Source organism: Rhizobium sp. M1, from assembly GCF_002531805.1.
GTDB lineage: Bacteria > Pseudomonadota > Alphaproteobacteria > Rhizobiales > Rhizobiaceae > Rhizobium > Rhizobium etli_C.
Genome location: NZ_NWSW01000014.1, coordinates 98032 through 111929, shown reverse-complemented (window position 1 = coordinate 111929; position 13898 = coordinate 98032). Strand labels below are relative to the sequence as shown.

General features: G+C 62.2%; 9 protein-coding genes and 1 pseudogene. 2 read left to right on the top strand and 8 right to left on the bottom strand.

Annotated elements, in window-relative coordinates:
* The 6 genes and pseudogenes from CO655_RS15325 to CO655_RS15300 form a co-directional block, all read right to left on the bottom strand.
* Complete coding sequence (locus CO655_RS15325) at positions 1-519, bottom strand: hypothetical protein (RefSeq protein WP_097604176.1); 519 nt, start codon at positions 517-519, stop codon at positions 1-3.
* 76 nt (positions 520-595) lie between these two features.
* Positions 596-1351, bottom strand: a complete 756-nt coding sequence (gene urtD, locus CO655_RS15320; RefSeq protein ID WP_097605046.1) for an urea ABC transporter ATP-binding protein UrtD — start codon at positions 1349-1351, stop codon at positions 596-598.
* 116 nt (positions 1352-1467) lie between these two features.
* Positions 1468-2532: pseudogene (gene urtC, locus CO655_RS15315) on the bottom strand (urea ABC transporter permease subunit UrtC); the annotation flags it as partial.
* Positions 2529-4151 carry an urea ABC transporter permease subunit UrtB gene (gene urtB / locus CO655_RS15310; RefSeq protein WP_097665338.1) on the bottom strand — a complete coding sequence of 541 codons (1623 nt, stop codon included), beginning with the start codon at positions 4149-4151 and terminating at the stop codon, positions 2529-2531. The gene urtB and the pseudogene urtC, both read right to left, overlap by 4 nt.
* Positions 4152-4264: 113 nt before the next feature.
* Positions 4265-5557, bottom strand: a complete 1293-nt coding sequence (urtA, locus tag CO655_RS15305; protein WP_097604173.1) for an urea ABC transporter substrate-binding protein — start codon at positions 5555-5557, stop codon at positions 4265-4267.
* A 189-nt stretch (positions 5558-5746) separates the two neighbouring features.
* Complete coding sequence (locus tag CO655_RS15300; RefSeq protein WP_097604172.1) at positions 5747-7651, bottom strand: phosphatase PAP2 family protein; 1905 nt, start codon at positions 7649-7651, stop codon at positions 5747-5749.
* 177 nt (positions 7652-7828) lie between these two features.
* Between CO655_RS15300 and CO655_RS15295 the strand changes: the two genes are divergently transcribed.
* Entirely contained in the window at positions 7829-11212 is a 3384-nt protein-coding gene (locus CO655_RS15295) for an ATP-binding protein (RefSeq protein ID WP_097604171.1), read from the top strand.
* The gene (locus CO655_RS15290) at positions 11205-12122 is read left to right on the top strand and encodes a response regulator transcription factor (RefSeq protein WP_010031318.1); all 918 of its coding nucleotides are present in this window, start codon (positions 11205-11207) and stop codon (positions 12120-12122) included. The genes CO655_RS15295 and CO655_RS15290 overlap by 8 nt, the downstream gene beginning before the upstream one ends.
* A 174-nt stretch (positions 12123-12296) precedes the next feature.
* On the opposite strand, the gene CO655_RS15285 is transcribed toward CO655_RS15290, so the two are convergent.
* Both CO655_RS15285 and CO655_RS15280 read right to left on the bottom strand, forming a co-directional pair.
* Positions 12297-13418 carry a branched-chain amino acid ABC transporter substrate-binding protein gene (locus tag CO655_RS15285; protein ID WP_097581972.1) on the bottom strand — a complete coding sequence of 374 codons (1122 nt, stop codon included), beginning with the start codon at positions 13416-13418 and terminating at the stop codon, positions 12297-12299.
* 120 nt (positions 13419-13538) lie between these two features.
* A complete protein-coding gene (locus CO655_RS15280) occupies positions 13539-13892 on the bottom strand; it encodes a DUF6867 family protein (RefSeq protein ID WP_010031241.1) in 354 nt (117 codons plus the stop codon).
* Positions 13893-13898 lie beyond the last annotated feature (6 nt).

The window sequence follows — 13898 nt, the reverse complement described above, 5'->3', positions numbered from 1 at the left end:
TCAGTTCATCAGCGTACGCCTCAGCATCTGCAAAGCGTACTCCTGTTCTTTCGTTCTCTCGCCACCAACTGCGGCCACGTCCTCGGCAATGCCGATCAGCTGCTGACGCTCCTGCATGTCGAGCGCCTTTAGCCAGAGATCCCGGAAGCGGCGAATCGGATCTTCGGGGCTGGTCACGTTCTTGGACGCCCACTCGCCGAAAACCAGCACCTCTTCCATATCGCCCGGCCGGATGATGCCCTTCATGCGGTTGCGGACGACATCCTTCGCCGCGTCGAGATACATCGGCTTCTCGTTGCCAAGGCAGAAGAAGAAGGCCACTGCCGCAATCGCCGGATCGGCGATCGAGGCCAGCGGCGCTGCCTCCGCCTGCTTGCGAAGCTTTCCGCGCTTATAGGCACCCCGCATGCGCTCGACGGAATCGATGATCTCGTTTCCTGCCTCACGCACCATTTTAAAACGCCAATACCAGATGACCGCGCCGCTGATCGCCGCGACCAGAATACCGAGAAAAGCCATGATGAAACCCCACGATAAAACCCGCCCGTTTTAGAGCGTTTTCTTTTGTCGGGTTCAAGCCTTTAAGTTGCATTCATCACCGCCCCAGATAGTTCTCGATCACCTTCGGATCGGCGCTGACGAAGTCGATCGAGCCTTCCGCCAACACCGAGCCTTCTGCAAGGCAGGTCACCTTGACGCCGAGGTCGCGGATGAAGCCCATATCGTGTTCGACGACGACGACCGAGCGGGTCCTGGCAATATCCTTGAGCAGGATCGCCGTCTCCGCCGTCTCCGCATCGGTCATGCCGGCCACCGGCTCGTCGACGAGCAGCAGCTTCGGCTCCTGCGCAAGCAGCATGCCGATCTCCAGCCACTGCTTCTGCCCGTGCGAGAGGTTGGCGGCCAGTTCGTCGCGCCGGTGCGCCAGCCGCACCGTTTCGAGGATCTCCTCGATGCGTGCCTTATCCTCCCCCGAAAGCCGATAGAACAGCGTCGAGAACACCGAGCGGCGGCGGTTCAGCGCCAGTTCGAGATTGTCCCAGACCGTATGGCTTTCGAAGACCGTCGGCTTCTGGAATTTGCGGCCGATGCCAAGCTGGGCGATATCGGCTTCGTCCTTCTTGGTGAGGTCGATGGTGCCGTTGAAGAAAACCTCACCCTCGTCGGGCCGGGTCTTGCCGGTGATGATGTCCATCATCGTCGTCTTGCCGGCGCCGTTCGGGCCGATGATGGCGCGGAGTTCGCCCGGTTCGATGACGATCGACAGCGAATTCAGCGCCTTGAAGCCGTCGAAGGAAACGGAGACGCCGCTGAGATAAAGCACGCTGGTGGGTTTGACGTCGGGGATCATGACCTTCACTCCGCTGCCTGGATTTTCGGCTCGATGCCGTCTTCCCGCGCCGCAGGCGGCGCAGCCGGCGGCACAGGCTTGTTGACGACTTTCCGCTTGGCGAAATAATGCGAGACCGTGCCGACGACGCCCCTTGGCAGGAACAGCGTGACGGCGACGAAAAGACCGCCGAGCGCAAACAGCCAGAACTCCGGAAAGAGGCCGGTGAAGATCGTCTTGCCGCCATTGACCAGGATCGCGCCGATGATCGGCCCGATCAGCGTCCCCCGCCCGCCGACAGCCGTCCAGATGACGACTTCGATGGAATTGGCCGGCGCGAATTCGCCGGGATTGATGATGCCGACCTGCGGCACGTAGAGCGCGCCGGCTATGCCCGCCATCATCGCCGAGACGACGAAGGTGAAGAGCTTGAAATGCTCGACCCTGTAGCCGAGGAAGCGCGTGCGGCTTTCCGCATCGCGCACGCCGACCAGCACCTTGCCGAACTTCGAGCGCACGATTGCCGAGGCGATCGTCAGCGACAGCGCCAGGAAAATCGCGGTCGCGGCAAAGAGGCTGGCGCGCGTCCCGTCCGCCTGGATGTTGAAGCCGAGGATATCCTTGAAGTCGGTCATGCCGTTATTGCCGCCGAACCCCATGTCGTTGCGGAAGAAGGCAAGCAGCAGCGCATAGGTCATCGCCTGGGTGATGATCGAGAGGTAAACGCCGTTGACGCGCGAGCGGAAGGCGAACCAGCCGAAGACGAAGGCGAGCAGTCCCGGCACGGCGAGCACCATCAGCGCCGCGAACCAGAACTGGTCGAAACCGTACCAGAACCAGGGCAGCTCCTTCCAGTTGAGGAACACCATGAAGTCGGGCAGAACAGGATCGCCATAGACGCCGCGCGAGCCGATCTGGCGCATCAGGTACATGCCCATCGCGTAACCGCCAAGCGCGAAGAAAGCGCCGTGGCCGAGCGAGAGGATGCCGCAGAAACCCCAGACGAGATCAAGCGCCAGCGCCAGCAGCGCATAGGTCAGATATTTGCCGAACAGCGCCATGATATAGGTCGGAATGTGCAGCGGATGGGTCGGGCCGGTCGCAAGGTTCAAGACCGGCACCAGAATGGCGACCGCCAGCAACAGCGCGACGGCGACAGAGATCCTGCGATCGAGAGACCGGAGAAGGAAGGCCGTTATCATGCTTCCACCGCCCTTCCTTTGAGTGCGAAGAGTCCGCGCGGACGCTTCTGGATGAAGAGAATAATGAGGACGAGCACCAGGATCTTACCGAGCACGGCGCCGGCGAAGGGCTCGAGGAACTTGTTGACGACGCCGAGCGACAAGGCGCCGACCAGGGTGCCCCAGAGATTGCCGACGCCGCCGAAGACGACGACCATGAAGCTGTCGATGATGTAGTTCTGGCCGAGGTTCGGCGAGACGTTGTCGATCTGCGAGAGCGCCACGCCCGCCATGCCGGCAATGCCCGAGCCGAGCGCGAAGGTGAAGGCGTCGACCCAGCCGGTGCGGATTCCCATCGAAGAAGCCATGCGCCGGTTCTGCGTGACGGCCCGCATCTGCAGACCAAAGGCCGAACGCTTGAGCAGCATCAGCAATGTCAGGAACACCATCATCGAGAAGACGATGATCCAGAGCCGGTTCCAGGTGATGACGAGCCCGCCGAAGTCGAAAGCGCCGGACATCCAGCTCGGATTGCGAACCTCGCGGTTGGTCGGGCCGAAATAGCTGCGGATTGCCTGCTGCAGGATCAGCGAAACGCCCCAGGTGGCAAGCAGCGTCTCCAGCGGCCGGCCGTAGAGATAGCGGATCACCGACCGTTCAATCACCAAGCCGACGAGGCCGGTGAAGAGGAAGGCGGCCGGTACTGCGAAGGCCAGCGAATAATCGGCAAGCGAAGGAAAGGCAGAGGCAATCGTTTCCTGCACGACATAGGTCGTATAGGCGCCGATCATCACCATTTCGCCATGCGCCATGTTGATGACGCCCATGACGCCGAAGGTGATGGCAAGGCCGATCGCAGCAAGCAGCAGCACCGAGCCGAGCGACAGGCCGTACCAGACGTTCTGGACGACATCCCAAAGCGCCAGATCGCGCTTGATCGAGTCGATCTCGGCCTGGATTGCCGGCTTCAGATCGTCGGGCGCGGTCGCCATCGCCATCGACAGGATCGTCAGCGCATTCCGGCCGCCGCGGGCGGCGATCGTATCGATCGCGGCCTTCTTCTGCTCGATGCCGGCGTCGCTCTTCAGCACCATCACGGCGCGCGCCGCTTCCATCGTGTTTTTGATCTCACCGTCCTTTTCGGCAGACAGGGCCGAATTCAGCAGATCGAGATTGGCGGGATCGGCGTCCTTGAGCATACCCTCGGCCGCTGCGAGCCGCGCGGAGCGATCCGGGCTCAGCAGAGTCAGCTGGCTCATCATGGTCGTAATCGTGGTGCGCAGCGCATTGTTGATCTTGACCTTCGACATCATGTCGGGATCGACATCGGCCGCCGCCTCGCCTGTGATCGGATCGGAATAAGTCGGCTCGTCCTCCGTGCCGCCCTGCACGAGAACGGGCCCGCCTTCCGGATTGACGTAGAGCTGGCCGTCGCTCAAGCGCTGCAGGATCTGACTGACATGCGAATCCCCGGAAGCGACGAGCGCCCGGATCGCCGCATCGCGCTCGGGAAAGCCGCCGACGCCGAGTGCATCGACAAGCGCATGCACATCGTCCTGGGCGCGAAGGCCGGTCACCGGAAGCGTCAGCCCCGAAAGCAGGCACAATGTCAGAAGAAAAATCTTGATGGCGCGAAACATCTTCTCTCTCGCCTCGATTGTCGCTGACCTGGAGGCGCAGCGGTAAGGACGGAGCTTCCGCCCGGATCAGCTCCGGACGGAAGTCTTCAGGCTGTCAACGGATCGGGTCTTCCTCAGGAGCCCTTGCCGCCGCACTTGCCGGTCGCGACGTTGAAGTTGCCGCAGTTGAGGGGCTTGCGCCAATCGGAGATCAGGTCCTTGGAGTCGGGCAGGTAATCCGACCATTCGTCGCCGACGACGGCAGGCGTCTGCTGGACGATTTCGAACTGGCCGTCGGCCTGGATTTCACCGATCAGCACCGGCTTGGTGATGTGGTGGTTCGGCATGACGGTGGCATAACCGCCGGAGAGGTTCGGAACGGTGACGCCGATGATGTTGTCGAGAACGGCATCGGTGTTGGTGGTGCCGGCGGCCTGCACGGCCTTCACCCAGGCGTTGAAGCCGATATAGGCAGCTTCCATCGGGTCGTTGGTCACGCGCTTGTCGTTCTTGGTGAACGCATGCCATTCCTTGATGAACTTCTTGTTGGCCGGGCTTTCGACCGACTCGAAGTAGTTCCAGGCGGCGAGATGGCCGACGAGCGGCTTGGTGTCGAGACCGGCAAGCTCTTCTTCGCCGACCGAGAAAGCGACAACAGGGATATCGGTTGCCTTGATGCCCTGGTTGCCGAGTTCCTTGTAGAACGGCACGTTGGCATCACCGTTGATGGTGGAAACGACGGCGGTCTTCTTGCCGGCCGAGCCGAATTCCTTGATCTTGGCGACTTCCGTCTGCCAGTCGGAGAAGCCGAACGGCGTGTAGTTGACGAGAATGTCTTCCTTCGGAATGCCCTTGGCTTCGAGATAGGCCTCGAGGATCTTGTTGGTCGTGCGGGGATAGACGTAGTCGGTGCCTTCGAGCACGAAGCGCTTCACGCCCTCGGTGTTCATCAGGTAGTCGACGGCCGGGATCGCCTGCTGGTTCGGCGCAGCACCGGTGTAGAAGATGTTGCGCGAGGATTCTTCGCCTTCATACTGCACGGGGTAGAAGAGCAGCGAGTTCAGCTCTTCGAAAACCGGCAGGACGGACTTGCGCGAGGACGAGGTCCAGCAGCCGAAGACGGCGGCGACCTTGTCCTTTTCGATCAGCTCGCGCGCCTTTTCGGCAAACAGCGGCCAGTCGGAGGCCGGGTCGACGACGACGGCCTCGAGTTTCTTGCCGAGAAGACCGCCCTTCTTGTTCTGCTCGTCGATGAGCATCAGCATGGCGTCTTTCAGCGTGGTTTCGGAAATCGCCATCGTGCCGGAGAGCGAATGCAATACGCCGACCTTGATCGTATCGTCGGCGGCAACCGCGCCGCTGAAGGCGGCCGAGGCCGCCATGACGGCGCCGAGCGCGGCGCCTGTAATAGTGGTTCTGAGATTCATCTGATTGAACTCCCCTCTTTTGTTCCGCAACAGGCCGGAAACGGAAATCAGCTGTTGCCGAGGGGACTATCGGGTGCCGCCGTGCGAAAACACATACGCAAAATGACGTAGGCGCAGGGGGTAAACGGGCAAGTCGGAAGCAAAGGGCATCCCCGCAGCCGGGGATGCTCTCAATCTGTAAGACGGAAATCAGCCGCCGATCGTCAGGGTGACTGATGTCGGACCATAGGAGAGGCTCGCCTTATGGCCGGAGATGGTGAACTTGCCGAAGGTGCCAGTGACGCTGCCCGCCTTCAGGATCTCGATTTTCGTTCCGGGCGTCGGGGTGAAGCCGTCGGCAAGCGTCACGTCGAGATTGCCGGCGAGCTGTGCCTTGCCGTTGACAACAAGGGTGCCGGCGCCGTCCGCGCCGAGTGCAAGCTTCGCGACAGCATTGGAGGTCTGCTGATAATCACCGCCCACGGTCAGCGGCTTGTCGGCCGCCACCACCAGCGAACCGCCGTTCACCGTCAGCCCGCCGGTGCCGAAAGCCGAAGACGAGCCGGCGACCAGAACGCCTTCATCCAGAACGGTGCCGCCCGCATAGCTGTTGGCGCCTGACAGACCGAGGATGCCGCTGCCGCTCTTCACCAGCCTGCCCTTGCCGCCGATGTCGTTGCGCCAGGTGTCGATTGCACTGAAGCCGCCCTTGGCCGCATCCATCGTCACGGTCACGTCCTGGTCGAATGCACCATAACCGTCGGCGGCAGCAAACAGGTTGAGGCGGCCGTAACCTTCCGCGTCGTCGAGGAGCGGATAGCCGGAAGCGATTTCCGTCGTCTTCAGAACCTCGCGGCGCTGTTCGCCGTTAAGATAAGGCAGACGCGTTTCGAGCAGCGCTTCGGCGCCCTGCGGCACGCGTGCCGGCTGATCGGTCGCATGGATGGTCGGCAGGCCGTAGCTCAGGCGCTGCAGCACGTAAGCGCGATTGGCGTCGTGATCGGCGAAACGGTCCGCGGCGAGCGGTGCGGCATGGGCAGCGACTTCGAGCGCACCCGCATCGGCAACGCCTGATTTGCCGATGAGCCAGGACTGCGCCTGGGCGTAAGCATCGCTCTTCAGCGCAGCATTATCGGCCTTGTTCAGATTGTAGACGACTGTCGCGGTGCCGAGCATGCGGCCACCCATCACGTCGAGCGGAGAATGCATGCCGGAAAGGATGCGATCCTCGCCCAGTTCGCTGGCGCGCGTGATCATTTCCTGAAAGCGCTGCGGTACGAGATAGGCCATGGCGAGCGCATCGCGCCAGGCTTCCGCCGTATGCCCGCTCGGGAAACCGCCATCCTCGACCGGCTTGCCGCTCTTGGCGGGCACCAGGGTCGGGACAACCGACACGTCCTGGCTCCAGCGGTAGGGGCGGCCATATTTGAAATAGCGCTTGGCGGGTTCCGTCGAGCCGTCAGCGCTTGCGGCGTTGATGAAGTCGATCGCAAGCCCCATGTCCGGGTTGGCGTCGGTCTTGTTTTCGGTGTCCGGCTTGCTGCCGGCGCCGCGGTTGTTGCCCTTGTCGTCATATTTGACCGTCGTCGCATCGGCCGCCACCTCGGTGATTGTGGTGGTCTGCTTGGAGCCGGCCTTCCAGGCATCCGTCAGAGGGCCGAGGCCGTCGACGATGCTGGCATTCTTGCCGCGCCGGTCGTCGAGATAGGCGGCAACCGCCTGCTCGGCCGTCCGCGCCTTGGTCACCTTGACGGCATAGGCGATGTTGGCGTCATGGACGAGCTTGTTGACGATCTGGCCATCGGTTTTGCTGAGGGGAATGCCGTCCCAATCCGTCTTGGCGACCGCCGGGCAATTGTCCTTGGCCGGCGCTTCGACGCCCGCGTCGACAAAAGGTGTGCGCGGGGTCCAGACTTCCAGGAAGCCGGAGAGAAGGTGAACGGCGGCATTGGTGTCCACCGTCGAGAAGCAGGCATCACCGCGCTTGTTGGTGTTTCCGGCCTCGACATAAGGCGATTTCGCCGCCGTTGCCTGCTCGGCGCCGGCAAGCGAGGGCACGATCGAAACGAGGCAGACGAGAGCGGTGCTCAGGCGGAAAAGGCTTGAAACAGTCATGGGTGATACCTGAAATGGTTGAAGGAACGGCGGGAGAGTTAGAGGGCTAGTGTGACAGAGCGGCTTCAAAAATATGGCAGTTCAGTGAATCTGCCAGTGCTCCGCCCTTGCCTTTCTCACCCATCCCGCCAAAACTGTTTCGAGACGATAGGCCAACCGGAATGCCGAAAGGAAGACATGGCAGCGCGCCAACGCATCATTCCGGTAAGACGCGAGTATAATCGCTGGGTCGCCAACCAGACGCTGGAAGATTACGCGCTGCGCTTTACCGCAAAGAGCGCCCGCCATTTCTCCTCCCAGCGCATCGCCCAGACGGCGATCGGCGCGATCTCCTTCCTGGCGCTCGAGGCGATCGGCGGCGCCATCACCCTCTCCTATGGCACCACCAACGCCTTCTACGCCATCATCGTCGCCTCGCTCGCCATGCTGGCGATCGGTCTGCCGATCAGCCGATACGCCGTCCGCCACGGCGTCGATATCGATCTGCTGACGCGCGGCGCCGGTTTCGGCTACATCGGCTCGACCATCACCTCGTTGATCTATGCGAGCTTCACCTTCATGCTGTTTGCGATCGAGGCCTCGATCATGTCCGGCGCGTTGGAACTGGCGCTCGGCATTCCCCTCTGGATCGGCTATATCGTCAGCGCCGTCATGGTGATCCCGCTGGTGACGCACGGCGTGCGGCTGATCAGCAAGTTCCAGCTGATGACCCAGCCCTTCTGGATCGTGCTGAATATCCTGCCCTTCCTCTTCATCGCCTTCATGGACTGGGAGAAATTCGATCTCTGGCGCGCCTTTGCCGGCATCCGCCATGTCTCAGGCCCGCCCGGCACCGTCGCCGATTTCGATCTGGTGGAGTTCGGCGCCGCTTCCGCCGTCATCCTCGCCCTGATGTCGCAGATCGGCGAACAGGCCGACTTCCTGCGCTTCCTGCCGCCGGAGCCGCGGCGCAAGTGGCGCCATCGCCTCGCCGTCTTCCTTGCCGGACCCGGCTGGGTTGTCATTGGCGCGCCGAAGCTGCTTGCCGGTTCCTTCCTGGTCGTGCTGACGTTGGCCTCGGGCGTGCCGGTCGATCGCGCCGCCGACCCGGCGCAGATGTATCTGACCGCCTTCGGCTATATGATCCCCTGGCATAATGCCGCGCTGTTGCTGATGGCGGCCTTCGTCGTCGTCTCGCAGCTGAAGATCAACGTGATGAACGCCTATGCCGGCTCGCTCGCCTGGTCGAACTTCTTCTCGCGGCTCACCCACAGCCATCCCGGCCGCGTCATCTGGCTGGTCTTCAACGTCGCAATCGCCCTTTTGCTGATGGAACTCGGCATCTACCGGCTGCTGGAGGAGACGCTCGGCATCTTCTCGATCGTCGCCATGGCCTGGCTCTGCACGATCTTCGCCGATCTCTTCGTCAACAAGCCGCTGGGGCTCGCTCCCCCCGGTATCGAATTCAAGCGTGCTCACCTCTACGACATCAATCCGGTCGGCCTCGGCGCCATGGCACTGTCGGCAACGGTGTCGCTGATCGCTCATTTCGGCGCCTTCGGCCCGCTCGCCGCCTCGCTTGCTCCCTATATCAGCCTCGTTGTCGCGCTCATCGCCTCGCCGGCACTCGCCTTTCTGACGAAAGGCAAGTTCTATCTCGCCCGCAAGCCGCGCCAGAGCTGGAAGAACCTGACGAACATCACCTGCTCCGTCTGCGAGCACCCTTTCGAGCCGGAGGATATGGCATGGTGCCCGGCCTATGCCGCGCCGATCTGTTCGCTCTGCTGTTCGCTCGACAGCCGCTGTCACGACATGTGCAAGCCGGCCGCCCGTTTCAATGCGCAGGTCGGCACCGTCGCCAAGGTCCTGCTGCCGGAAACCGTTCTGGGCAAACTGACGACGCGCCTCGGCCGCTACGGCATCGCCGTTGTTCTGGCCCTGGCCGCCATCGGTGCGATCCTGGCGATGATCGCCCATCAGGTCGCCGCCGCCTCCCCCGAGACGGCCGAGGTGGTCAACCGCACCATCCTGGTCGTCTTCTTCGTCTTTTCGGTGATATCGGGCGTCGTCTGCTGGTTCTACGTGCTCGCCCATGACAGCCGCGTCGTCGCCGAGGAGGAATCCTCGCGCCAGAACACCCTGCTGCTCAAGGAAATCGCCGCCCACAAGAAAACCGACGCCGCCTTGCAGAACGCCAAGGAGATGGCCGAGGCCGCCAACCGCGCCAAGAGCCGCTATGTCGTCGGCCTCAGCCATGAGCTTCGCACGCCGCTGAATGCCGTGCTCGGCTATGCCCAGATCCTCGAGCGCGACGAAACCATTCCTGCGCCGCGCCAATCCTCGATCAAGGTCATCCGTCGCAGCGCCGAACATCTTTCCGGGTTGATCGACGGCCTGCTCGATATCTCCAAGATCGAGGCCGGCCGCCTGCAGGTCTACTCGAACGAGATCAACATCCAGGATTTCCTCGACCAGATCGTCGAGATGTTCCGGCCGCAGGCGCAGGCAAAGGGGCTTGCCTTCGCTCACGATCGCTCGCCGGCCCTGCCGCAATTCGTCCGCACCGACGAAAAACGGCTGCGCCAGATCCTCGTCAACCTTCTCTCCAATGCCATCAAGTTCACCGACGAAGGCAGCGTCACCTTCGATGTCGGCTATCGCAGCCAGGTGGCGACCTTCACCGTTGCCGATACCGGCCGCGGCATCACCGAGAAAGACCTGCCTCGCATCTACGAACCCTTCCAGCGCGGCGAGGCCGAAAGCGTGCGGCCGATGCCGGGTCTCGGGCTCGGTCTCACCATCACCCGGCTTCTGACCAACACGCTCGGCGGCGAGATTTCGGTCTCGAGCGTGAGGGACGAGGGTTCGACCTTTCGCGTGCGGCTGATGCTGTCGGCCGTCATGCGCGCGGCCGCCCCACCGCAGGAAAAGCGCATCATCGGTTATGACGGTTCGCGCCGCACCGTGGTTGTCGTCGACGACAATGAGGATCACCGCGAGATGATGCGCGAAATCCTGGCGCCTCTCGATTTCATCGTCCTGACCGCGGCAGGCGGCACCGAATGCCTGACGCTGATCGACGGCATCATGCCGGATCTCTTCCTCGTCGATATCCTGATGCCCGGCATGAACGGCTGGCAGCTCGTCTCGCGCCTGCGCGAGGCCGGCCAGACGGCGCCGATGGTAATGCTGTCGGCCAATATCGGCGATGCCGCCGTTCTGAGCGACAGCGACGACAGCCACAATGATGCGATCGGCAAGCCGGTCGATATCCGCCAGCTGCGCGACAAACTCGCTTTGCATCTCGGCCTGAAATGGATCTATGCCGACGACGCCCACGCCATTGTGGAAAAGACCGAAGCGCCGATGCTCAGTCCGGGCCCGGCCCATGTGCAGGAATTGCTGCGGCTCGGGGAGATCGGCTATATCAGGGGCATCGAAGCCAAGCTTTCGGACCTTGCCAAGCTGGAGGCAAATCGGCCATTCACGGAGGAGCTTCGCGCCTATGTCGCCGCCTTCGATATGGCCGGCTTCATGACCTTCCTGCACGACTTCGACGAAAAGGTGGAATCCATTGGCTGAGCCGGCCCTCCCCCGCGACATCGTTCTGCTTGTCGATGACTCGCCCGAAGCGCTCGGCTTCCTGACCGATGCGCTCGAACAATCCGGCTTCTCCGTGCTGATCGCCACCTCCGGCACGGCAGCCCTTGGCATCGTCGAGCGCATCACGCCCGATCTCATCCTGCTCGACGCCGTCATGCCCGCCATGGATGGCTTCGAGACCTGCCGCAGGCTGAAGGCGAATGCAGCTGTGGCGCAGGTGCCCGTTATCTTCATGACCGGTCTGACCGAGACCGAACATGTCGTGCATGCGCTGGAATCCGGCGGTGTCGATTACCTCAGCAAACCGATCAATATCGACGAGCTGCGCGCCCGCATTCGCGTCCATCTCAGAAATGCCCGCTCGACCCAGAGCGCCCGCGTCGCCCTCGACGCCGCCGGGCGCCATCTGCTGGCAGTCAAAGGCGACGGCGCGATCCATTGGTCGACGCCGCAGGCAACGCGTCTTGTCGATGCCGCCATTGGCAGCGACAACGGCATGGAAATCGTCGTCCGCCATATCGCCGGCTGGATGCGCGACCGCGCAAGTGCTGCGCGCGACGGCATCATCTCGATCGCCCATGCCGGCCAGGCGGCGCTGCAGCTCGCCTTCCTCGGCGCGATCGGCCCCGACGAATATCTCTTTCGCCTCACCGCTGCCAATCGGCGCAGCGACGACGAGGCGCTGCGCCAGCGCTTCTCGCTCACCCAGCGCGAGTCCGAAGTGCTGCTCTGGATCGCCAAGGGCAAGGCCAACCGCGACATCGGTGAAATATTGGGATTGTCGGCGCGCACGGTGAACAAGCATCTCGAACAGATCTACGTGAAGCTCGGCGTCGAAAACCGCGCATCGGCCGCCGTGAAGGCGACCCATGTGCTGCACGAGATGTGAGAGATGTCGGGCGGCACGGCATCGCCGCTGCCGCCGCCGAAACTGCCGAGGATCTTCGCGCCGGCCGGAATCGGCGGGACCGTTTGCAGCGGACGGAAATTGAAGCCTCCGTCAAACAAAGAAGCCCGGTCGGAACCGGGCTTCAATCTCACATCCCAAAAAGGGAAGTTATGCTTACATGCCCTGCGGGACGTAGGTGTACTTGCCGTCCGCGCCCTTCTTCCATTCGTACATGATGTAACCCGGAATCTTCGGGTCGCCCTTTTCGTCGAACGAAATGTCGCCGAGAACCGTCGGGAACGGACCCTTTTCCTTCATGGCCGTGGCGACGGCTTCAGGATCCACCGAACCGGCAGCCTTGGCCGCACCGGCGATCGCCTGCATCGCAGCGTAGGAATAGAGCGTATAGGCTTCAGGGTTGAAACCGGCAGCCTTGAACTTTTCGACGAGTTCCTTGTTGGCCGGGTTCAGCGTCGGATCAGGACCGAAGGTGTTGAGCGTACCGGCAACGGCGTCACCGGCGATCGAGGCCAGTTCGTTCGAAACGATACCATCGCCCGAAACCAGCGTTGCCTTCAGGCCCTGGTCGGCAGCCTGACGGATGATCAGACCGGCTTCGGTGTGCAGGCCGCCCCAATAGATGATCGAGACGCCGGCTTCCTTCATCTTGGCGATGAGGGCCGAAAAGTCCTTGTCGCCGACGTTGATGCCTTCGTACATGGCTTCGGTCACGCCGGCGGCATTCATCGCCTTCTTGGTTTCGTCTGCAAGGCCCTGACCGTAGGGGGTCTTGTCGTGAACGACGGCGATCTTGGCGTCCTTGAAGTGGTCGGCAAGATACTTGCCGGCGATGGCGCCCTGCTGGTCGTCACGGCCGCAGGTGCGGAACGTGTTCCAGAGACCGCGCTCGGTGAACTTCGGGTTCGTAGCGGCCGGGGTGATTTCGAGAATGCCGTTTTCGGCATAAACTTCCGAAGCCGGGATCGAAACGCCCGAGTTGAAGTGGCCGATGACGAACTTGACGCCGTCAGCAACGAATTTGTTGGCGACCGAAATGCCCTGCTTCGGATCGGAGACGTCGTCGCCAAGCTCGATCTTGATCTGCTCGCCGTTGATGCCGCCAGCAGCGTTGATGTCGGCGGCCGCCTGCTCGGCGCCCTTCTGAAGCTGCGCGCCGAAAGCGGCGTTCGGGCCGGTCAGCGGACCAGCGACAGCGATGAGGACGTCGGCCCAGGCGTTGCCGCTGAAGGCGACCATCGCCGTCAGAGCCACTGCCGACAGAAGAGACTTCTTCATATTGTTACTCCCAATTTTTGGGCGGGTTCCGGTCCAAGGCCCGGCGCATTACCCACCATTGACTGCGCCAGGAAAGCTGTTCCACTCTGAAGGCAATTCATGCCTAGTTTCAACGGACTGTCAATGTTTGTCCTTCCACGAAAACGCGGAAGTTTTTTCGTACAGCCAGTAATAGTTGTTGACCATCTGGTTGGTGCGGCGAAACCGGAAGCCGGCGGTCGAGAAGACCAGCAACGTCACGAAGTCGAGGCCATAATAGAGGGCGCTGAGCATCGGCCCATTGAACAGGGCGTGGTGGAGAAACTGCATCGCCCAGGCAAGCAGAAAGGTATAGACGACCGCCAGCGGATAGTTGTTCCAGCCGTCCGCAACCGCCTTGCCGGCCCGCCAGGCCGTCCAGAAGCCGATCAGCACGACGAGCGTACGGATGACAATCCGAACACCGATATCGCTTTCGAAGAAAAGACCCTGCATATCAAA

Bases quoted from the DNA above. Each gene is read 5' to 3' on its own strand.
- CO655_RS15325 (WP_097604176.1), bottom strand. From the start codon at position 519: ATGGCTTTTCTCGGTATTCTGGTCGCGGCGATCAGCGGCGCGGTCATC.
- urtD (WP_097605046.1), bottom strand. From the start codon at position 1,351: ATGATCCCCGACGTCAAACCCACCAGCGTGCTTTATCTCAGCGGCGTC.
- urtB (WP_097665338.1), bottom strand. From the start codon at position 4,151: ATGTTTCGCGCCATCAAGATTTTTCTTCTGACATTGTGCCTGCTTTCG.
- urtA (WP_097604173.1), bottom strand. From the start codon at position 5,557: ATGAATCTCAGAACCACTATTACAGGCGCCGCGCTCGGCGCCGTCATG.
- CO655_RS15300 (WP_097604172.1), bottom strand. From the start codon at position 7,651: ATGACTGTTTCAAGCCTTTTCCGCCTGAGCACCGCTCTCGTCTGCCTC.
- CO655_RS15295 (WP_097604171.1), top strand. From the start codon at position 7,829: ATGGCAGCGCGCCAACGCATCATTCCGGTAAGACGCGAGTATAATCGC.
- CO655_RS15285 (WP_097581972.1), bottom strand. From the start codon at position 13,418: ATGAAGAAGTCTCTTCTGTCGGCAGTGGCTCTGACGGCGATGGTCGCC.
- CO655_RS15280 (WP_010031241.1), bottom strand. From the start codon at position 13,892: ATGCAGGGTCTTTTCTTCGAAAGCGATATCGGTGTTCGGATTGTCATC.